Origin of the sequence: Brevundimonas huaxiensis, assembly GCF_014218725.1 — a bacterium.
Lineage (GTDB): Bacteria > Pseudomonadota > Alphaproteobacteria > Caulobacterales > Caulobacteraceae > Brevundimonas > Brevundimonas huaxiensis.
In genome coordinates this window covers 644,868-664,172 of record NZ_JABBJE010000001.1, presented here as the reverse complement: position 1 = coordinate 664,172, position 19,305 = coordinate 644,868, and the positions used below count along the sequence as shown (strand labels likewise).

Genomic DNA, 19,305 nt, shown 5'->3' with positions numbered 1-19,305 from the left:
CTATTCGGCGGCCAGGGTCTGGAGCTTGCGCTCCGCGCCCTCGCCGCCTTTACCGTGGGGTTTCAGGGGGAAGATCATGCACACGCGTGCGCCGCGCAGGATCTGGGCGTCGGCCAGCTTCAGCTCGCCGCCGTGGTCCTCGCAAATGCGTATGACGATGGCCAGGCCCAGGCCGGTGCCCTTCTCGCGCGTGGTCACATAGGGTTCGGTCAGGCGATCGCGGTCGCGCGTCGGCAGACCCACGCCGTCGTCCTCGATCACGAAGGTCGCGACGCCGTCTTCGACTGTCAGCGACGCGATCACGCCCGCGTGGTCCGACGCCGCCGCCTCACCCGCCGCAAGCCGTTGCGCCGCAACCGATTCGCCCGCGTTCTTGAGGATGTTGATCAGCGCCTGCCCCACCATGCGGCCGTCGGCCTGCATCGTCGCCTTGGGCAGGGGCTCGATGATGTCGACGACGATGTCCGGCGCGGCGACCCGCTGAGCGAACACCGCCTCGCGCAGCATTTCGGCCGGGTTCTCGGGCGCGAACCGCGGCGCCGGCATGCGGGCGAAGGACGAGAACTCATCGACCATGCGGCCGATGTCTCCGACCTGGCGGATGATGGTGTCGGTGCAGCGGTCGAAGATCTCGACATCCTCGCCGATCCGCGCGCGATATTTTCGCTTCAGCCGCTCGGCCGACAGCTGGATCGGCGTCAGCGGGTTCTTGATCTCATGGGCGATGCGACGGGCCACGTCGCGCCAGGCGGCGTTTCGCTGGGCCGTCACCAGACGGGTGATGTCGTCGAAGGTCAGGACCATCTCGCCGCCCAGACCACCCTCGATCCGAACGCGCAGCCGGCGCGTGTCCCCGCCCCGGCTGACGTCGATGTCTTCCTCGATATGGGCCTCGGCGCGCCGCACCAGATCACTCAACTCCGGCGACAGGGCCGCGAGTTCATGACCCAGAACCTCGGCGTCGTCGATGTGAAGCAGTTGCAGGGCGCTGTCGTTGATCGCCGAAACCCGCCCACGCCTGTCCAGACCGATGACCCCGGCGCTGACGCCCGACAGCACGGTCTCGATGAAACGGCTGCGATCGTGCGCCTCGTCGCTCGCGGCCTTCAGCGCGGCCTGCTGAGCCTGCAAGTCGCCGGTCATGCGGTTGAAGGCGTCCGACAGGGTGGCGATCTCGGCCGGGGCGCCGTCGCTGTCGACGCGTGCGGTGAAGTCGCCGCCCGCGACCTGTCCCGCCGCCTTCACCAGACGACCAATGGGCGCGGAGATGCTGCTGGCCGCCGACATCCCGAGCCACACCGCCCCCACCAGCACCAGCAGCGCCGTCTCCAGATAGCTGAGAACAAAGGCCGACTGGATCCGAGCGCGGCTCTCCTGAGCCTCTCGGTAAGCCTGGATCGACTGAACCGACGTGTTCATTCGCGCCACAAGGCCGTCCTGCAGCGGGCGCACCAGATAAAGATAGGCGTCGCCATAGGCTGGCAGGGCGATGATCGACCTGACGGCGTCTGGATGCTGCGTGACGGTTTGCGGAGGCTGCCCGCCTTCAGCTGCGGCCGCGAGTTCATCGCGGGGCGGCGCAAGATAGGGAGGCGCGCCTGTCTTTTCAGCACGAGCCAGCACCTCGCCCTTGCCATCCAGAATGTAGATGGCGGGGTAGCCGAAGATGTCTCCAACTTGGCCTAGGGCTTCGTTGAACTGAATGCGATCAGCAAACAGGCTTCGCGCACTTCCCAACTGATCCGAAATCGTAACCAAGTCAGCATCCATCGCAGCCGACACGTCCTGGATATAGGCGCGTCCCACGATCGCCCCGTTCTCGACCGAGGCCTGGACGTTTTGGCTGAACCACTGATCCACGCCCCGATTGACCAGAACGCCGAACACCAGGGCGATCAGCACCGACGGGACCAGGGCCACCATCGAGAACAGGGCGACGAACCTCAGGTGAAGGCGCGATCCGGCTTCGTCGGTGCTACGCACCAGGGTCATCACGCGCCGACCGACGATGATGGCCAGGCCGGAAATCAAAAGCAGATTGGCGGCCAGCACGATCAGGGCGATCTGGCTGCTCGATCCGCGCGCCGACCCCGATGTGGCGCCCGGCGCGACCGCCACCAGCCAGATGGCCGCCGCCGTGATCGCGACAGCCAGAAAGAAGGCCAGTCCGAAGCCGGTCCGCGCGCGTTCGCTATCGACCCACCCCCAGAACGACCCGTCCTCCGACGCGAGGTCGGGCGAAGCGGTGCGTGCTGAAGGCGTATCCGTCATGCCACAGCAGTCTCCAACACCTGTGGCCCATTTTCAACAGCAGACTTACCTAACTGAGGCAAATCCGGCCGCCACAGTTCGCGCATGGCGTCTTCGACGGCCATCGGATCGTCCAGGCGGCAAATTCTTGCCTTGGCCTCGCGACGGTGTTGCGGATCGGCCGGCCATGGCGCCTGTTCGATGTACCAGCCCAGATGTTTGCGGAACATCTTCAAACCCAGCGGCAGGCCGTAGAACTCGGCCGACGCCCGCAGGTGCTCGATCACGATCGCCAGACGCTCTTCCGGTCCAGGCTCCTCCAGCGCCACACCGTCGATCAGCGCCCGTTCAAGGTGCGCCGCTAGCCATGGCCGGCCGTAAACGCCGCGTCCCAGCATCAATCCGTCCGCGCCGGACTGCGCCAAGGCCTGGCGCGCTTCATCGGCGGTGACGATGTCGCCATTGACGATGACGGGAATGCCGACCGCCGCCTTCACCGTCCCGACCGCGTCCCAATCCGCCTGCCCGGTGTAGAACTGCTTTCGTGTCCGGCCATGCACCGTGACGGCCTTGACGCCGATCGCTTCGGCACGGCGGGCCAGTTCGGCGGCGTTGCGGCTCTCGTCGTCCCAGCCCAGCCGCATCTTGACCGTGACCGGCCGATCGGTCGCCTTGACCGCCGCCTCCATAATGCGACAGGCCAGATCGGGCGTCCGCATTAGGGCCGAACCGGCGGCCGAGCCCGTGACCTCCTTGGCAGGACAGCCGAAGTTCAGATCGACGATGTCCGCCCCGGCCTTTTCCGCCATCCGCGCCCCCTCGCCCATCTGCTCGGGATCCCGCCCGACCAGTTGGATGACGGTCAGCGGCAGACCGGCCCCCACGGCGGCGCGCCGCACGACGTCCGGCCGCGCCCGCGCCAGTTCCTTGGCCGCCACCATCTCCGTGGCGACATAGGCGGCGCCCAGCTTGGAGGCCAGCACGCGGAACGGCAGGTCGGTCACGCCGGTCATCGGCGCCATCAGCACTTGGCCGGGCACGGTCACATCGCCGATTTGCAAGGTCTTGGGCATTTCCGTCTTTCGCCGCATCGCGACCGCCCTCGTCAAGCACGACCGCGGCGCTTTGATGGTTTCGCCCCGTCGCCGCGCGCACTATCAAGGCCGCCATGACATTCTCGGGCATCATCGTCGCGGCCGGTTCAGGCTCGCGCGCCGGCGGCGACAAACAGTGGCGAGACCTGGGTGGAAAGCCCGTGCTGCGCTGGTCGGCCGAGGCTTTGCTGAACGCCGGCGCCGACGAACTGATCGTCGTGATCGCGCCTGACGCCGTTGAGCGTGTGGCGGAAGTTATGTCCGGTTTGCCGCGTTGGAAAGCCGTCGTCGGTGGAGCCGTCCGCGCCGATTCGGTCCGCGCCGGGCTTGCGGCCCTGACCTGTCCGGCAGATCAGCCGGTGCTGATCCATGACGCCGCCCGCCCGCTGCTGGATCGCGCCGTCGTCGATCGTCTGCTGTCGGCCCTTGGAACTTCGGACGGCGCCCTGCCCGTCCTCCCGGTCGCCGACAGCCTTCGGCGGGGCGAGGCGGACATCATGACCGACTCGGTTGATCGCGAAGGTCTGTGGCGCGCCCAGACGCCTCAAGCCTTTCGCCGGGGCGTAATCGAAAGCGCATACGCCGCCTGGTCGGACGCGGAGGTTCCGACCGACGAAGCTGTCGTCGTCCAGCGCAACGGCGGCGCGGTGGCTCTGGTTCAGGGCGATGCGCGTCTGATGAAACTGACCTATCCCGAGGATTTCGCCATGGCCGAAGCTCTGCTGCCCCAAGCGCAGCGTTATCAGACCCGCATCGGCTCCGGCTACGACGTGCATCGCTGGGGACCGGGCGGGTCCGTTTGGCTGTGCGGGATCGAGGTGCCGCACGATCAGACGCTGATCGGTCACTCCGACGCGGACGCCGGCCTGCACGCCCTGACCGACGCCATCCTAGGCGCCATCGCGGCGGGCGACATCGGCGACCATTTCCCGCCGACGGATCCGAAATGGAAGGGCGCTTCCTCGGACCAGTTCCTGATCCATGCCGCCGAACTGGTCGCGGCGCGCGGCGGCCGCGTCGTCAATGTCGATGTCACCCTGATCTGCGAACGACCCAAGGTGAAGCCGCACCGCCAGGCCATGCGCGACCGCATCGCCGGGCTGCTGAACCTTCCGCTCGACGCCGTCAGCGTCAAAGCCACAACGACCGAAGGGCTTGGCTTCACCGGACGCGGCGAGGGTCTGGCCGCCCAGGCGGTGGCGACCGTAGAAACGCCAGTCGCCTAGCGCGCCGCCATCTTCATCTGACGCACCAGCGATCCGAACAGATTGACATAGTCGTCCGTCCACGGACGCACCGTCGTCGGCGACAGCTTGCGCCAACGCGCATCGTCCCTGAATCCTTCCAGCGCCGCCGGGCTCTTGCCGATCAGCAGGGCCTCGGTCGAGGCCTCGGCCATGTCGCCCTGGCCCGACTGCTCGATATAGACCTGGTGCAGATGCGGGACCTTCAGCGCCTGCGCCGCCGCCTCGGCCGGCAGGGTGATCTCCAGGTTCCGGTTCGACAGATGCAGCACCACGACGCCGTCGGGCGCCAGCAGCCGCAGATAACCGCGGATCGCCTCGACCGTCAGTAAGTGCGTCGGCACGGCGTCGGACGAGAAGGCGTCGATGACCAACAGGTCGTAGGAGCCCGCCGGCTCGCGATCCATCGTCAGGCGCGCGTCCCCCAGAACCGTCCGCACCGGCCCGTCGGCGCAGCCGTTGATGAAGCCGAACCATTGGGGGTCGCGCGACAGCCGATTCACCATCGGATCGATCTCGAAGAAGGTCAGTTGGTCCTGGGCGCGCTTGTAGGCCGCCATGGCGCCCGAGCCCTGCCCCACTACACCGACGCGCGCGCCGCCCATTCGTCTCGTCTGCATCTGCAGCATGGCCTGCCCCAGCGGCGTCGAGGTCGCATAATAGAGCGTCGGCTGACAGCGGTTCGACGCCGCCTGGGCCTGGGCGCCATGTAGGGTCGTGCCGTGCATCAGCACATGGACCGGCCCGCCCATCAGCGGATCGTCGATCTTGGCCACCCGCATCACGCCAAAGAAGCTGCGTTCCGACAGGGCCCAATCATAACCGCGCGCCAGATGATAGCCGGACCAGACGATGGCGGCCAAAACGATCGTGAACATCACCGCCCGGTCGCGCACCAGGAAGGCGAACAGGGTCGCGATCCCCAGGATGGCTTGCGCGATCCGCACCAGTTCGGCGTCGTGGATGGCCGCGCGAATGTCCGGCGCATAACGGACCGCCTCCATCGACAGCGGCCCCAAAAAGGCGATGACCACGCCGGCGACGCAGCAGATGATCTCCCACGGCCTGATCTCGCGTCGGCTCCACGGTCGCAGCAGTCCGGCCGCCACCAGCACCAGCGGATATTCCCAGACCATGTCGAAAACGGCAGGCGCGATCAGGCCGTTGAACAGCCCGCCGACCACGCCGCCCAGCGACAGCAGCAGATAGAATTCGGTCAGCCGATCCGGCGCCGGCCGCCGCGCCGCCAGCCTCTGATGACACATCAGCGCGGTGAAGAAGAAGGCCGCCAGATTGATGGTGAACACCAGCAGCCATTCGCCTGTCCGGAACGCGATCAGGGCGGCGCAGGCCGCTGCTGCTGCGGCCTGCAGACCAAGACCTATGGCTGGCGAAACAGCCGGCCGGGTCTGGAAAGCGATGACAAACGTCAGCAGATAGAGCGCGAGCGGTATGACCCACAGAAAGGGCGCCGAGGCCACATCCGTCGTCAGATGCGCCGTCACCCCCAGCATCAGACTGGACGGTGCGGCGGCCAGCAGAACCAGCATCCCCTTTTCGCGCCAGGCGATCGGCGGACTGGCCTCAAGTGGCGCGGGCTCCGCCGTCCCGATCTCGCGTCGTCGCCAGACCTGAACGCTCAACCCCACAACCATCACCACGAACAGCCCATAGCCGACGCTCCAACCCAGGCGCTGATCCGACAGGCTGGCCAGCGGCTCGATCACGACCGGATAGGCCAGCAGGGCCAAGAAACTGCCCAGGTTCGAGGCGGCATAGAGAACATAGGGGTTCTGACCGTCTGCGTGTCCGGCTCGCACACGCGCATACCAGGCCTGAAGTAGCGGCGCGGTCGCTGACAGAACCGCAAACGGCGCGCCGATCGATACCGTTAGCGTCGCCAGCAGCCACATCGCCGGTTGGGACGGATCGGGATCTCCCAGCAGGCCGCTGATCTGCAAGGGCAAGAAAAACGCCGCCACGATCAGCAGGCCCAGGTGAACCCCGACCTGCGCGCGCATCGTCGCCAGACGTTGCAGCAGGTGCGCGTAGCCATATCCGGCGAGCAGCGCGGTCTGGAAGAACACCATCGACGCGTTCCACACCGAAGGCGATCCGCCCAGCGTCGGCAGCAGCAGCTTGGCCGCCATCGGTTGAACGACGAAGACCAGACAGGCCGATGTGAAGATGGCGACGGCGAACAAAATCGGCGCGATGCGATCCGACGTCGGGGCTGCGGGGCGTAACGGATCGATAGCCTCGGTCATGCCTCTGGTTAGAGCGGGGTTCGCGGCCTATGAAAAGACCATGTTTTCCCAAGATATCGCGCAGCTGGCGCAACAGATTGTCGCAACGGCCAGCGAACGCGGCCTGATGCTGGCGACGGCCGAAAGCTGCACCGGCGGTTTGGTGTCCGCTGCGATCACAGCCATCCCCGGTTCGTCAGCGGTTCTGGATCGCGGCTTCGTCACCTACAGCAACGAGGCCAAGGCCGCGATGCTGGGCGTGTCGCTGGAAAGCCTGTCCATCCAAGGGGCCGTGTCGCAAGCCGTCGCCGTGGCCATGGCCGAGGGCGCCGTGGCGCACTCGCGCGCTTCTCTGTCGGTATCCGTAACGGGCGTGGCGGGACCGGGCGGCGGGTCGGTGGATAAACCCGTGGGTCTGGTGCACTTCGCGGCGTCCGGGCCAAAGGGTGTCATTCACCGCGTCGAGCGGTTCGGCGACCTCGGCCGCGATGGGATCCGCCAAGCCAGCGTTCGCGTGGCGTTGGAAATGCTGGCGGATCGGCTTGCGTGAGCGCCCCCGTCGTCATCGACGCCAGGGGTCACCGCTGCCCCGTTCCAAGCCTGAAGCTGATGAAGGCGATGGAAACCGCTCCGCCCGGCGCGCGGATCGTTCTGCTGGCCACCGATCCGATGGCCCGGATCGACGTGCCGTTTCTGATGTCTCAGAAAGGCGGGCGCGTGCTCGAGATCGAGAACGCCGAGGGCCTTCTTCGCGTTACGATCGAGACCGGCGCCCGGCTCGACGCTCCGACAGATTGACGACATCGGCTGGAGGCGCATCGGCGATCACGCGCGCCTTGGCCGCCAGCTCCATTTCGGTGGCGAACGCTCCGCCGTAGAAGATGGCGTTGACGTTCCACGACAGCCAGATCAGCAGCACCACCACGGCGCCGACCGATCCATAGGTGGCCCCCAGCGGCGCGATCTGCTCGACATAGATGGCGCACAGCCACGACGAGACGACCGACATCAAGGTCGCCACCAAACCCCCCGCCGTCGCCGGCAGCCAGGCGACCGGCGCCCTGTGGCTCATGGCGTAGCGGTAAAGCAGCGTCAGCCCGATCACCAAGCCAATCGCGGGCAGGAAGGCATCCAGCGGCGCCATGCCGCTTCGCCCGGACAGGCCGGCGGCCGACGACGACGCATGCGCCATGATCCGCACGGTCACGACCGCGCCCGACACGACAGTGAACAGCGCAAAGGCGAAGATGGCTACGAAGAAGGCCAGCAGATTGAACTTGAAGAAGCCGTGCGGCTCGGTCTCGTCATGAATCAGGTTCAATCCCGCCAACAAGGCCTTGAAACCCCGGTGCGCGGCATAGGCGCCGACGAACAGGGCGAAGGCGCTCTGAGCGGAAACCGTCCGCGCCGATGCATTGCTCAAACGCGTGATTTCGCCCTGAAAAATGGTCTGCGCCGCCTTGGGCAGCAGGTCCGACAAGGCGGTCGCCTGGGCGCTGACTTCGCTGATCGACAGACCCAACTTGTAGAAGCCGATCAGGATGGCGATCGCCGGAAACACGGCCAGCAGGGCGAAGAAGGACACGCCGCCCGTATAGAGCATGACGTCGCGCCCCCAGCTGCGGGTAAACGCTCGCACGGCCAGCCCACCCCAGAACCCGGGCGCTTTCAGGACCGACCGCGTCAGTTGCTCACTCAAATCGGTCCCCACAACCGTTGCACAAGCGGCGGAACCTAGCGGAATTCGTCTGTGGCGAAAGTCTCATCCGCGTGAGGACGATCATTCGCGATCCGGCCGCATCCCTTTGGCCCGACGACATTGCATCCTTAACACCCTCGTCGCTATGGTCCGCGCGTTTCCGGCCGGCTATTGGCGCGGCGACCTTTGGAGACGATCGGCTTGGCTTTCGACGCGCGCGTATTGATCCTGGCGGCTGACGATGGCCGGATCGGGCCGCTCGCTGCGGGTCTGGATGCGCTGGGCTGGACGACGGTGACCGCCCGCGACGTCGTCTCGGCCGAGATGACGCTTCAGGACTTTCCGCTCGAAGCCGCCGTCATCGACATCAACACCTTCGACGCCGACGTGGCGTCTCGCCTTCGCGCCGCCGCCGAGCCGCGCCGCCTGCCCATTGTGGTCATCGGCGCCCGCCCTGATTCGGTGAAGGGCGCGGATCTGACCATGTCCACGCCGCCGCATCCGGCCCAGGCCGCCTTGCGTCTGGAGCAGCTGGGCCGGGCCGCCATCGCCGAGGAAGAATATCGGCTGCGCGTCACCACCTTCGCCACGCGCGGGGTCGGCTTGGACAAAAGGACCGACGACGATGGGCCCTTGCGCGTTCTGGCCGCCGGCGTCGCCGACCGGCGCTTTCTCGCCCTGTCGAACGCCCTGACCGCCGCCGGGGTCGAGGTGGTCGCGGCGCCGACGCCCTACACCGCCTTCGACTACCTGCACGAAAGCCTGTTCGACGCCGCCGTTCTGTGGGGCGCCGAAGACCATGCGCCGGCCCTGTCGATCGCGGCGGGCATGAAGCGCAACACCCGCCTCTATCACATCCCGCTGATGCTTTACCTGCGCGGCCGGAACGAGATCAGCCTGGCTGAACTGTTCAATCGCGGCTTCGCCGATGTCGCCTCCGCCGATACGCCCGAGGGCGAAACGGCCGAGCGGATCCTGTCCCTGGCCGGCGCGCACCGCACCCATCTGGGCATTCGCAAGACTCTGGACTCGGTGCGCAGCCTGGACGTGATGGATCCGGAAACAGGCCTGTTCACGCCCGAACTGTTCGCCAGCCACCTGGGCCGCGTCGCCGAGGCCTCGCGCGCGCGCAAGCGCCCGCTTTCCGTCTGCGTCCTGAGAGTGCGCGAAACCGAGTCCGTGACCTGGGCGCGTCAGGGCGGTTGGCTGGATCGCGCCATGCCGCAGATCGGGGCCATGGTTTCACGCCTGGTCCGCGTCGAGGACACCCCTGCCCGCCTGGCCAAGGAGGTCTTCGCTCTGGCCCTGCCCGCAACCCAAGCTGAACCGGCGCGGCTGGCCGCAGAGCGAATCGCCGCCGTGATCGGCTGCACCGCCTTCGACGCCGGTCCGGACCGGTCGCCATTCGTCGCTGAGTTCGACGTCGGCGCCGCCGAGATGCGCCCCGACGAAAGCGCCGCCGCCCTGCTCGAACGCGCCTCGGCCGACCTATTCGAAAAGACGCGCTGAGGGCTTTACGCCCCCGCCACCCGCGCCAGATCGGCGGTGATCCGCTCGGCCACCTTCAGGCGCTCTTCCGCCGTCGGCCAATCGCCTGAAACGACGATCTTCTGATCCGGACGAATCTTCCAGAAGGCGTGGTTCTTCTGGATCAGCCCGACCAGTCCCGCCGGATTGGGGAAGCTGCTGTCGCGTAAAGTCAGCACCGCGCCGCGCGGCCCGATGTCGATCTTCTCGATGCAGGCCTTGCGGCAGTTCGACTTGATGCCAACGATCTTCAGCAACTGCTGCGCCTCATCCGGCAATGGGCCGAAACGGTCGATCAGTTCGGCGGCCAGGGCTTCGCGATCCTCGGCCTGCTCGGCGTCGGAAAGACGACGATAGAGGCTCAGACGCACGTTCAGGTCCGGCACGTAATCTTCTGGAATTAGGACCGAAGCGCCGACATTGATCGATGGCGACCAACCGCGATCCACCGCCTGTCCCTCGCCCTTTTCGCGCAACTCCGCCACGGCGTCTTCCAGCATCTGCTGGTACAGTTCGACGCCGACCTCGCGGATGTGGCCCGACTGTTCGTCGCCCAGCAGATTGCCGCCGCCGCGCTGGTCCAGATCGTGGCTGGCCAGTTGGAAGCCGGCGCCCAGATTGTCCAGCGATTGCAGAACCTGCAACCGCCGCTCGGCCGACAGGGTCATCGGCTTGACCGCATCGGTGGTCAGATAGGCGAAGGCGCGGGCCTTGGACCGCCCGACCCGACCCCGGATCTGATACAGTTGCGCCAGGCCGAACATGTCGGCGCGGTGCACGATCAGCGTATTCGCCGTCGGGATATCCAGCCCGCTCTCGACGATGGTGGTGGAGACCAGAACGTCATATTCCCCGTCGTAGAAGGCGCTCATCACCTCTTCCAGCTGAGTCGCGCTCATCTGGCCGTGGCCGACCACGAACTTCACCTCCGGCACCTGTTCGCGCAGGAATTTCTCGATGGCGGGCAGGTCCTTCAGGCGCGGCGCGACGTAGTAGGCCTGACCGCCGCGATACTTCTCACGCAGCAAGGCCTCGCGCACCAGGACCGGATCCCACGGCGTGACATAGGTCCGCACCGCCAGGCGATCGACCGGCGGGGTGGCGATGATCGACATCTCGCGGATGCCCGACAGGGCCATCTGCAGCGTGCGCGGGATCGGCGTGGCCGTCAGGGTCAGCAGGTGCACGTCGGCCCGCAGCGTCTTCAGCTTCTCCTTGTGCTTGACGCCGAAGTGCTGCTCCTCATCGACGATGACCAGGCCAAGATCGCGGAAGCCGACCTGTTCGCTGAGCACCGCGTGGGTGCCGACAACGATCTCGACCGAGCCGTCTTTCAGCCCGGCGCGCGTCTCCGACGCCTCCTTGGCGCCCACCATCCGCGACAACTGACGCACCTTCACCGGCCAGCCCGCAAAGCGTTCGCTGAAGGTCTTGAAGTGCTGGCGCGCCAGCAGGGTCGTCGGCGCGACGATCGCCACCTGCTGCCCCGTCATGGCGACGACGAAGGCGGCCCTCAGCGCCACCTCGGTCTTGCCGAAGCCGACGTCGCCGCAGATCAGGCGATCCATCGGCGTGCCCTTGCCCAGATCCTCCAGCACATCGCCGATGGCGTTCAGCTGATCGTCGGTTTCCTCGTAGGGGAAGCGCGCGCAGAACTCGGCGAACAGACCCGGCGGCGGCGTGACCGCATCGGTCTCGCGCAGCGCCCGTTTGGCGGCCAGGGCGATCAGCCCCTCGGCCATGGCGCGCAGACGTTCCTTGGCCTTGGCCTTTCTGGCCTGCCAGCCTGCGCCGCCCAGCTTGTCCAGCTGAACGCCCTCGGAATCCGACCCGTATCGAGTCAGAAGGTCAATGTTTTCAACCGGCAGATAAAGTTTGCTCTCGCCGGCGTAGAAAAGTTCCAGGCAGTCGTGCGGGGCCTGCTGGATCTCCAGCGTTTTAAGCCCTTCATAGCGACCGATCCCGTGATCCAGGTGAACCACCAGATCGCCCGTCGTCAGGGCCGACGCCTCCGCCAGGAAGTTCGAGGCGCGGCGCTTCTTGCGCGGGCGCGCCAAACGGTCACCCAGGATGTCGGTCTCGGAAATGACCGCCACCTCGTCGGTGACAAAGCCATGCTCGACCGGCAGAACGCCGCGCAGATAGAGGTCTTTCGGCGCTGCCTGAACGTCGGCCCAGTCGCGCACGGCGACGATGTGATCCAGCCCGTGGTCGGCCAGCATGGTCGCCAGCCGCTCCGACGACCCTTCGGTCCAGGAGGCGAACAGCACCCGCTTGCCCTCGGCCTTCAGGCCCGCCGCGTGGGCCGCCACCGCCTCGAACAGATTGACGCTGTCCTGCGCCCGCTCGGCCCCGAAGGTCCGGCCCAGACGTCCGCCGGCATCCTCGCCACCCGTGGAAAAGGGCGTGAAGCGCCGCACGGTGCGACCCGCCAGCGCCTGATTCCAGTCGCCGGCGTCCAGATAGAGCCGCTTTGGCGGCAAGGCGCGATTGGCGCTGGCCTGACCCTTGGCCTTGGCCGCCTCGGCGCGCGCATCATAGGCGTCCGCGACCAGATCCCATCGCTCGGCGCGGGCCGTCTCGACTTGGTTATCGAGGAAGATCGCCGCGTCGTCCGGCAGATAGTCAAACAGGCTGTCCAGCGTCTCATAGAACAGCGGCAGCCACTGCTCCATGCCCTGACGCCGCGCGCCCTCGCTGATCGTCGCATACAGCGGATCGTCGCCCGGCGCGCCGAAAAGGTTCAGATAGCCGGTGCGAAACCTCGAGATGGCCGCCGCATCCAGCAACGCCTCCGACACCGGCGCGAGGGACACGGACGTCATCTGGCCGGTCGACCGCTGCGTTTCGGGATCGAAAGTGCGGATGGATTCCAGCTCGGAGCCGAACATGTCCAGCCGGACCGGCTCCTCGAAGCCGGGCGGATAGACATCGACGACCCCGCCGCGCACCGCGAACTCGCCGCGCTCCGACACGGTCGAGGCACGGACATAGCCGTTGGCGGCGAAATACCGCTCCAGCGCCTGGATATCGAGATCGCGGCCGACCTTCGTCTCGAACCCTGCCTGTGTCGTGACCGACTTGGGCGGGGTGCGTTGCATGGCCGCCGACACCGTCGTCACGACCAGAACCGGCGCATCGCCGGGCTTGCGCATCGCCAGCCGCGTCAGCGTCGCCATGCGCTGCGCCGCGATACCCGCCGTGGGGCTCAGACGGTCATAGGGCAGACAGTCCCACGCCGGATAATCCAGGACTTCAATATCTTTCGAGAAGAACTGAAACGCCTGAACAAAGCTGCCGGACCTCTGAAAGTCGCGTGCGACGAACAGGCCGACACCGCCGCCGGCCTTGAGTCGTTCGGCGACGATCAGCGCGTCCAACCCCTCGGGCGCGCCGCCCAGATCGGCGTCGGTTCGGTATTCGACCTTGGCGTCCATCAGCCGATCCCCTTGCCGACTTCGGCCGCGACGTGGGCGCGCATGAAGGCGCGCACCTTGGCCATCACCGGGGTCTCGAACTCGGGCGGCGTCGGGTCACGCTCGATGATCCAGCCGTAAAGCCACTGATCTTCCTCGTCGATCAGCCGTTCGAACTGGTCCAGTTCCGCATCGGTCAGGGTCGGCGCGACCTGATCGGAAAACGGACCCAGCACCATATCAGCCTCGCGAAAGCCCCGCCGCCAGGCGCGGAACTGAATGCGGCCCAGCCGCTGCCTGCGCTCAGGCGTCATCTGCTCAGAGGTCATTTCGCTGTCGGGACGCGCGTCGATTTCGGCCACAAGAATCCTTGCCCGTTAGAAATGCCGATGCGCTCATGCAGCGATCCGCCGCGCGGAGAGCGATAGCGCATCAGGAATGTGAGAAGCGCAGATAGCGTTCCTGAACGGACTTCGCCACCCGGCATGGTCACGCTATGTTCACGGCGATGCGTCCGCAGATTCTCTTTCCCCTGTTCGCCGAGGTCTCGACCCTGAAGGGCGTGGGCCCTCGCGTCCTGCCTCTAGTGCAAAAGGTGGCGGGCCCTCTTGTCCGCGATCTGCTGTTCCTCAGCCCGTCCGGCGTCATCGTCCGCCGCCCTGCCGAGGCCGCCACCGCCGTCGATGGCGAGGTGGGCGTCTTCACCGTGACCATCGACCGCCTCTTCACCCCCAGCCGTCCTGGCGCGCCGCTGAAGGTCCGGGCCAGCGATCCCACCGGCTTCGTGCATCTGGTCTGGTTCGGCGGTTCGCCCCAGCACATCGACCGGCTGTTGCCGCGCGGCGAAACGCGGTTGGTCGCGGGCAAGGTCGAAAGGTTCAACGGCGAGGTCCAGATCGTCCATCCGGACATCGTGACACTGGACAAGGCGGCCGACATTCCGGCGTCCGAGCCCGTCTATCCGGCGACCCAGGGCCTCAGTTCGCGCCAGTTGCGTAAACTGGTTCAGGTCGCCCTCTCCGCCGCGCCCGACCTGCCGGAATGGCAGGATCCCGCCTGGCTCAAGAAGCAGAACTGGCTGGGTTGGCGCGCCGCTCTGGACGCTCTACACGCCCCTACAGCCGAGATGGACCTGTCGCCCGACGCCCCCGCCCGCCAGCGCCTGGCCTATGACGAGTTCCTGGCCCACCAGTTGGCTCTGGCCCGTCGTCGCCGCGCCCGCGAGATCCGGCCCGCCCCCGTCATCGCTCCCGGCGCAGCGTCCGAACACCTGCTCCAGGCCCTGCCCTTCCAGCTGACCAACGCCCAGGCCCAGGCCGTCACCGAAATTCGTCGTGATCTGGCGTCGGGCCAGCAGATGGGCCGATTGCTGCAAGGCGATGTCGGCTCGGGCAAGACCGCCGTCGCCGCCCTGGCGCTAGCGGACGCCGCTGCCAGCGGTTTCCAGTCCGCGCTCATGGCCCCGACCGAAATCCTGGCGCGCCAGCATTACGAGAAGCTCGGCCCCATGCTGGACGCAGCCGGCGTCGCCGCCATCCTGCTCACCGGCCGCGACACCCCGGCGCAACGGCGCGAGAAACTGGCAGCCCTGGCCTCGGGTCAGGCCCAGGTCGCCATCGGCACCCATGCCCTGTTCCAGGACGCCGTCCGCTTCGACCGCCTGGCCTTGGCGGTCATAGACGAACAACACCGGTTCGGCGTGAACGAACGTCAGCGGCTGCAAGCCAAGGGCGACCCGCGCCTGGGCGCCGTGCATCTGCTGACCATGTCGGCCACCCCCATCCCACGCACGCTGGAGCTGACGCAATATGGCGAGCTGGAGGTCAGTCGCCTGCTGGAAAAGCCGCCCGGCCGCACCCCCGTCACGACCGCCGTCCTGCCCTTGGCCCGCATCGGCGAGGTCGCCGCCCGTCTGAAGACCGCCGTCGAAAGCGGCGCCCAGGCCTATTGGATCTGCCCTCTGGTTGAGGAATCCGAGGCCATCGACCTGGCGGCCGCCGTCGATCGCGCCGACGATCTGCGACGCCTGCTGGGCGTGGAGGTCGGCCTGGCCCACGGCCAGATGCCGGGCGCCGAGCGCGAGGCCGTCATGGCCGACTTCGCCGACGGCCGCCTGCCGGTCCTCGTCGCCACCACGGTGGTCGAAGTCGGCGTGGACGTGCCCAACGCCTCGATCATGGTCATCGAACACGCCGACCGCTTCGGTCTGGCCCAGTTGCACCAGTTGCGCGGCCGCGTCGGTCGCGGCGCCAAGGCCAGTTCCTGCATCCTGCTATACGGCGGTCAGGATGGCGCCTTGGGCGAGACGGCGAAAGAGCGGCTCGAAACCCTGCGTCGCACCGAGGACGGATTCGAGATCGCAGAGGAAGACTTCCGCCTGCGCGGCGGCGGCGATCCCCTCGGCCTGAAACAGAGCGGTTTTCCCGCCTATCGTTTTGCCGATCCGATCCGCCACCGCAGCCTGATGCTGGCCGCCGCCGATGATGCCCGGCTGATCATGAACCGCGACCCAGATCTGACATCGGAACGCGGCCAGGCGGTGCGGGTGCTGGAAGAGCTATTCGACTGGAAAAACCACAAGGCCGGCGCAAGCTAGCCGATCACTCGGCTCCAGCCATCGAATCCGACCTCGACGTTTTTGGGAACAAGCGCGGACAACGCTTGGTAATCCATGTCGATGTGCAGGTTCGTCAGCACCGCATGCTCCACGTCTGCGGCGGCGATCCACGCTAGGGCCTGGTCCAGATGGGCATGGGTCGGATGCGGCGCATAACGCAGAGCATCGACGATCCAGAGCTTGCACCCGGCCACCGCCGCCAACGCCGCCTCGTCCAGGTCGGACACATCGCTGGAATAGGCGACATCGCCCAATCGATAGCCGACCGAGCGGATCGGCCCGTGCGCCTGATCAAAGGTCGTGACCGGGATCGCCCCGCCTGCGCCCTCGACCGACCAGGCCGTGCCATGCGGCGGAATGATCCGTCCGTCCAGCAGCGGCGGATAACCGAACTTGCTCTCGAAGATGTAGTCGAACCGATGCGTCAGCGAGCCATGCGTCGCCGCATCCATCCACGCCGGAATGCGCTTCCTTGCCCGCGCGGCGAAGGTGCGCAGGTCGTCGATGCCGTGGGTCTGGTCCGCATGATCGTGGGTGTAGAGGACCGCATCCACATGCTTCGTGCCGCTAGCCAGCATCTGTTCGCGCAGGTCCGGTGATGTGTCGATCAGGACAGTGGTCACCCCCTCGGCACCGGTTTTTCTCGCCAGCATCGAACAGCGCATGCGCCGGTTCTTGGGCTCGGCCGGGTCGCAGGCGCCCCAGTCGCCGTCCCCGCGCGGCACCCCGCCCGACGACCCGCTGCCCAGAATGACGACTTCGAAACTCATTCAGGTCTTGGTATCCGGTCAAAGAGGCCGAAGAAGGCCTCGGTCGTAAGGCGATCCGCCTCCTCGGCGCTCCAGCCGCGGATCTCGGCCAGCTTGTCCAGCACATGGCCGATGTAGGCCGGCTCGTTGCGCCGCCCCCGATGCGGAATGGGCGCCAGATAGGGGCAGTCGGTCTCGACGATGATCCGGTCGCCCGGCATATCGCGGATCACCGCCCGCACATCTTCGGCCGCCTTGAAGGTCGCGATGCCGGAGACCGAAAACCAGGCGCCCATTTCAGCAGCGATTTTCGCCAGTTCCGCACCACTCGTATAACAGTGCATCAACATCTTGAACGGCCATGCGGCATATTCCTCGCGCAGAATCGACGCCATCACGTCGTCCGCCTCACGCGTGTGGATCACCAGCGGCAGACCGGTTTCGCGCGCGGCCGCCACATGCTGCCGGAACACCGCCGCCTGCACCTCGCGCGGGCTGAAGTCGTAGTGGAAATCCAGACCGCATTCGCCGATCCCGACCACCTTGGGCCGCTGGGCCAGGTCGATCAGGGTCGCCGCCGTCAGTTCCGCCGCATCCTTGGCCTCGTGCGGATGGACCCCGACCGTGCACCAGATGTCCTCATTGGCCATGGCGATGCCGTGCGTCGCCTCGAAGGTCGTCAGCCTGTCGGAGATCTCGACCATCAGCCCGACGCCCGCCTCGCGCGCGCGCGCGATCACGGCGTTCCGGTCCTCGTCGAACTGCGGCGCGTGCAGGTTCACATGACTGTCGATCAGCATCAGCCCATCCGCTCCTGCTGGGCCTGCACCCGCTTCAGGTCCGCCAGCGCGCCGGCCAGCACATCGGCCTTGTCCAGGTTCAGCCCCGCCGCCCGTTCCGGCAACGGCTGCAACCGCTCCCATAGTTCGGCCCATCGATTGCCGGCGCCCGGCGCGCTCTGCAAGGCACGCATCCGCACCGCCGCGATCAGCCGATCCATCAGGGTTTCGAACCGTTCCTGCCCCTCGGCGCCGCGGAACCGGTCGGCGATGGCCAGGGCTTCGGCCCGGTCCACGTCGCCCTCGACCCATCGCCGCGCCAGCTGGTCCATCTCGAACGTCGCGCCGGACGCCAGGGCCAGGGCCGCGCCCGGCGATCCGCCCGCCATGACGGCTGCGTGTTCAGCCTCCTCACGCTCCGCGCCCGTCCGGTTGCGCACCAAGGTTTCCAGCCGGTCGGGCGTCCAGATCGGAAAGCTCAGCCGCCGGCACCGCGACCGGATCGTCGCTAGCAACCGCCCCGGCGCATGCGTCACCAGAAACAGCACGCCACGCTCGGGCGGCTCTTCAAGAACCTTCAGCAAGGCGTTGGCGGCGTTGAGATTCAGGTCATCCGCCGCATCGATGATCGCCACCCGAAACTGCGCTTGCGACGGGCTCTTTGAAAAGAACTCCGGCAGTTCGCGCGACTGATCGACCGAGATCGACTTCTTGGTCTTGCCGCCCTCAACCAGGCGTTCCAGCACCAGCAGGTCCGGATGCGACTGGGCCGAGATCAGCCGGCTGACCGGATCGTCGCGCCGGGCGCCCAGCGGCCCGGACGCCGGATCGGCCGCCGCGCCCAGCAGCCGTCGCGCCGCGCGATAGGCGAAAGTCGCCTTGCCTGTCCCCTCGACCCCGCACAGCAGCCAGGCGTGGTGCAACCGCCCCCGCTCCCAGGCGTCCAGAAACGCCGTCTCGGCCGCCGCATCAGGGATCAGGTCGAAACGGTCGCGCGGGTGATCGCTCACAGCAGCCGGTCCTGAACCGCCTGCCAAACCCGCGCCTCGACCTCGTCCAGCGATCCGACCGCGTCGATCAGCACGCAACGCTGGGGATTGGCCTCGACGATCTTCAGAAAGCCCTCGCGCAGGCGCTGATGGAACTCCAGACCCTTGGATTCGAACCGCGTCTCGAACAAGCCGCGCCCAAACGCCCGCTCCAGGCCGACCTCGACCGGCAGGTCGAACACCAGGGTCAGGTCCGGCTGGTCGTCCCCAACCACGCCCGCGTCGATCTGTTCGATGAAGCTTTGCGCCACGCCGCCGCCTGCGCCCTGATAGGCCCGGCTGGAATCGGCGAACCGGTCGCACACCACCCAGTCGCCGGCCGCCAGCGCCGGGCGGATGGTCCGCTCCAGATGGTCCGAGCGCGAGGCGTACATCAGCAGGGTCTCGGTCATGGCCGACCACGGCTCGGCGTCCGTGGCCACCACCAGATTGCGGATCACCTCCGCACCCTTGGAGCCGCCCGGTTCACGCGTGCGCACGACCTTGCGCTCGCCCAGCACCGCCTGCAGCCGCGCGACCAGCCGCCCGACCTGGGTCGATTTGCCGGCGCCCTCGCCGCCTTCGAAGCTGATGAATTGTCCACGGGTCACGCGCCTTCATGGCGCGCCGACGCCGCCCGGCGCAAGCCCGCCCGC

15 protein-coding genes are annotated in these 19,305 nt (G+C 67.1%); 5 read left to right on the top strand and 10 right to left on the bottom strand.

Annotated elements, in window-relative coordinates:
- Entirely contained in the window at window positions 1–2,271 is a 2,271-nt protein-coding gene (locus tag HF680_RS03330) for a sensor histidine kinase NtrY-like (protein WP_185224056.1), read from the bottom strand.
- Entirely contained in the window at window positions 2,268–3,323 is a 1,056-nt protein-coding gene (gene dusB / locus HF680_RS03325) for a tRNA dihydrouridine synthase DusB (RefSeq protein WP_039243653.1), read from the bottom strand. The genes HF680_RS03330 and dusB overlap by 4 nt, the downstream gene beginning before the upstream one ends.
- Window positions 3,324–3,418: 95 nt before the next feature.
- On the opposite strand from dusB, the gene HF680_RS03320 reads away from it, so the two are divergent.
- Window positions 3,419–4,570, top strand: a complete 1,152-nt coding sequence (locus HF680_RS03320; protein ID WP_185224055.1) for a bifunctional 2-C-methyl-D-erythritol 4-phosphate cytidylyltransferase/2-C-methyl-D-erythritol 2,4-cyclodiphosphate synthase — start codon at window positions 3,419–3,421, stop codon at window positions 4,568–4,570.
- Here the strand turns inward: HF680_RS03320 and HF680_RS03315 are convergent.
- Entirely contained in the window at window positions 4,567–6,855 is a 2,289-nt protein-coding gene (locus HF680_RS03315; protein ID WP_185224054.1) for a spermidine synthase, read from the bottom strand. The genes HF680_RS03320 and HF680_RS03315 overlap by 4 nt on opposite strands.
- 40 nt (window positions 6,856–6,895) lie before the next feature.
- Here HF680_RS03315 and HF680_RS03310 point away from each other — a divergent pair, with 40 nt between their 5' ends.
- Both HF680_RS03310 and HF680_RS03305 read left to right on the top strand, forming a co-directional pair.
- Window positions 6,896–7,384 carry a CinA family protein gene (locus HF680_RS03310; protein ID WP_185224318.1) on the top strand — a complete coding sequence of 163 codons (489 nt, stop codon included), beginning with the start codon at window positions 6,896–6,898 and terminating at the stop codon, window positions 7,382–7,384.
- 59 nt (window positions 7,385–7,443) lie between these two features.
- Window positions 7,444–7,632, top strand: a complete 189-nt coding sequence (locus HF680_RS03305) for a sulfurtransferase TusA family protein (protein WP_235968857.1) — start codon at window positions 7,444–7,446, stop codon at window positions 7,630–7,632.
- Here HF680_RS03305 and HF680_RS03300 read toward each other — a convergent pair.
- Entirely contained in the window at window positions 7,589–8,437 is an 849-nt protein-coding gene (locus tag HF680_RS03300) for a YihY/virulence factor BrkB family protein (RefSeq protein ID WP_369796278.1), read from the bottom strand. The two genes, HF680_RS03305 and HF680_RS03300, sit on opposite strands and share 44 nt — an antisense overlap.
- A gap of 297 nt (window positions 8,438–8,734) precedes the next feature.
- Here HF680_RS03300 and HF680_RS03295 point away from each other — a divergent pair, with 297 nt between their 5' ends.
- Entirely contained in the window at window positions 8,735–10,042 is a 1,308-nt protein-coding gene (locus HF680_RS03295) for a diguanylate cyclase domain-containing protein (RefSeq protein ID WP_045810770.1), read from the top strand.
- Window positions 10,043–10,047: 5 nt separating this feature from the next.
- Here HF680_RS03295 and mfd read toward each other — a convergent pair whose 3' ends face one another.
- Window positions 10,048–13,497, bottom strand: a complete 3,450-nt coding sequence (gene mfd / locus HF680_RS03290; RefSeq protein WP_185224053.1) for a transcription-repair coupling factor — start codon at window positions 13,495–13,497, stop codon at window positions 10,048–10,050.
- Complete coding sequence (locus HF680_RS03285; protein ID WP_052689526.1) at window positions 13,497–13,838, bottom strand: FAD assembly factor SdhE; 342 nt, start codon at window positions 13,836–13,838, stop codon at window positions 13,497–13,499. The genes mfd and HF680_RS03285 overlap by 1 nt, the downstream gene beginning before the upstream one ends.
- A 146-nt stretch (window positions 13,839–13,984) precedes the next feature.
- On the opposite strand from HF680_RS03285, the gene recG reads away from it, so the two are divergent.
- The gene (gene recG / locus HF680_RS03280; RefSeq protein ID WP_185224052.1) at window positions 13,985–16,072 is read left to right on the top strand and encodes an ATP-dependent DNA helicase RecG; all 2,088 of its coding nucleotides are present in this window, start codon (window positions 13,985–13,987) and stop codon (window positions 16,070–16,072) included.
- On the opposite strand, the gene HF680_RS03275 is transcribed toward recG, so the two are convergent.
- From HF680_RS03275 to tmk, 4 genes are read right to left on the bottom strand one after another with little or no spacing between them, the layout of a single operon-like run.
- The gene (locus HF680_RS03275) at window positions 16,069–16,863 is read right to left on the bottom strand and encodes an MBL fold metallo-hydrolase (protein ID WP_045810768.1); all 795 of its coding nucleotides are present in this window, start codon (window positions 16,861–16,863) and stop codon (window positions 16,069–16,071) included. The genes recG and HF680_RS03275 overlap by 4 nt on opposite strands.
- Window positions 16,860–17,642: a TatD family hydrolase gene (locus tag HF680_RS03270; protein WP_185224051.1), complete on the bottom strand. Its 783-nt coding sequence runs from the start codon at window positions 17,640–17,642 to the stop codon at window positions 16,860–16,862. Before HF680_RS03270 ends, HF680_RS03275 begins: the two co-directional genes overlap by 4 nt.
- Entirely contained in the window at window positions 17,642–18,631 is a 990-nt protein-coding gene (locus HF680_RS03265) for a DNA polymerase III subunit delta' (protein WP_185224050.1), read from the bottom strand. Before HF680_RS03265 ends, HF680_RS03270 begins: the two co-directional genes overlap by 1 nt.
- Window positions 18,628–19,260, bottom strand: coding sequence for a dTMP kinase (gene tmk, locus HF680_RS03260; protein ID WP_185224049.1), 633 nt, complete (start codon window positions 19,258–19,260; stop codon window positions 18,628–18,630). The genes HF680_RS03265 and tmk overlap by 4 nt, the downstream gene beginning before the upstream one ends.
- Between the last annotated feature and the right edge of the window lie 45 nt (window positions 19,261–19,305).

What these genes read in the sequence shown, in the direction of transcription:
- HF680_RS03330 (WP_185224056.1), bottom strand. Translation starts at nt 2,271, where the DNA reads ATGACGGATACGCCTTCAGCACGCACCGCTTCGCCCGACCTCGCGTCG.
- dusB (WP_039243653.1), bottom strand. Translation starts at nt 3,323, where the DNA reads ATGCCCAAGACCTTGCAAATCGGCGATGTGACCGTGCCCGGCCAAGTG.
- HF680_RS03320 (WP_185224055.1), top strand. Translation starts at nt 3,419, where the DNA reads ATGACATTCTCGGGCATCATCGTCGCGGCCGGTTCAGGCTCGCGCGCC.
- HF680_RS03315 (WP_185224054.1), bottom strand. Translation starts at nt 6,855, where the DNA reads ATGACCGAGGCTATCGATCCGTTACGCCCCGCAGCCCCGACGTCGGAT.
- HF680_RS03310 (WP_185224318.1), top strand. Translation starts at nt 6,896, where the DNA reads ATGTTTTCCCAAGATATCGCGCAGCTGGCGCAACAGATTGTCGCAACG.
- HF680_RS03305 (WP_235968857.1), top strand. Translation starts at nt 7,444, where the DNA reads ATGAAGGCGATGGAAACCGCTCCGCCCGGCGCGCGGATCGTTCTGCTG.
- HF680_RS03300 (WP_369796278.1), bottom strand. Translation starts at nt 8,437, where the DNA reads ATGCTCTATACGGGCGGCGTGTCCTTCTTCGCCCTGCTGGCCGTGTTT.
- mfd (WP_185224053.1), bottom strand. Translation starts at nt 13,497, where the DNA reads ATGGACGCCAAGGTCGAATACCGAACCGACGCCGATCTGGGCGGCGCG.
- recG (WP_185224052.1), top strand. Translation starts at nt 13,985, where the DNA reads ATGCGTCCGCAGATTCTCTTTCCCCTGTTCGCCGAGGTCTCGACCCTG.
- HF680_RS03275 (WP_045810768.1), bottom strand. Translation starts at nt 16,863, where the DNA reads ATGAGTTTCGAAGTCGTCATTCTGGGCAGCGGGTCGTCGGGCGGGGTG.
- HF680_RS03270 (WP_185224051.1), bottom strand. Translation starts at nt 17,642, where the DNA reads ATGCTGATCGACAGTCATGTGAACCTGCACGCGCCGCAGTTCGACGAG.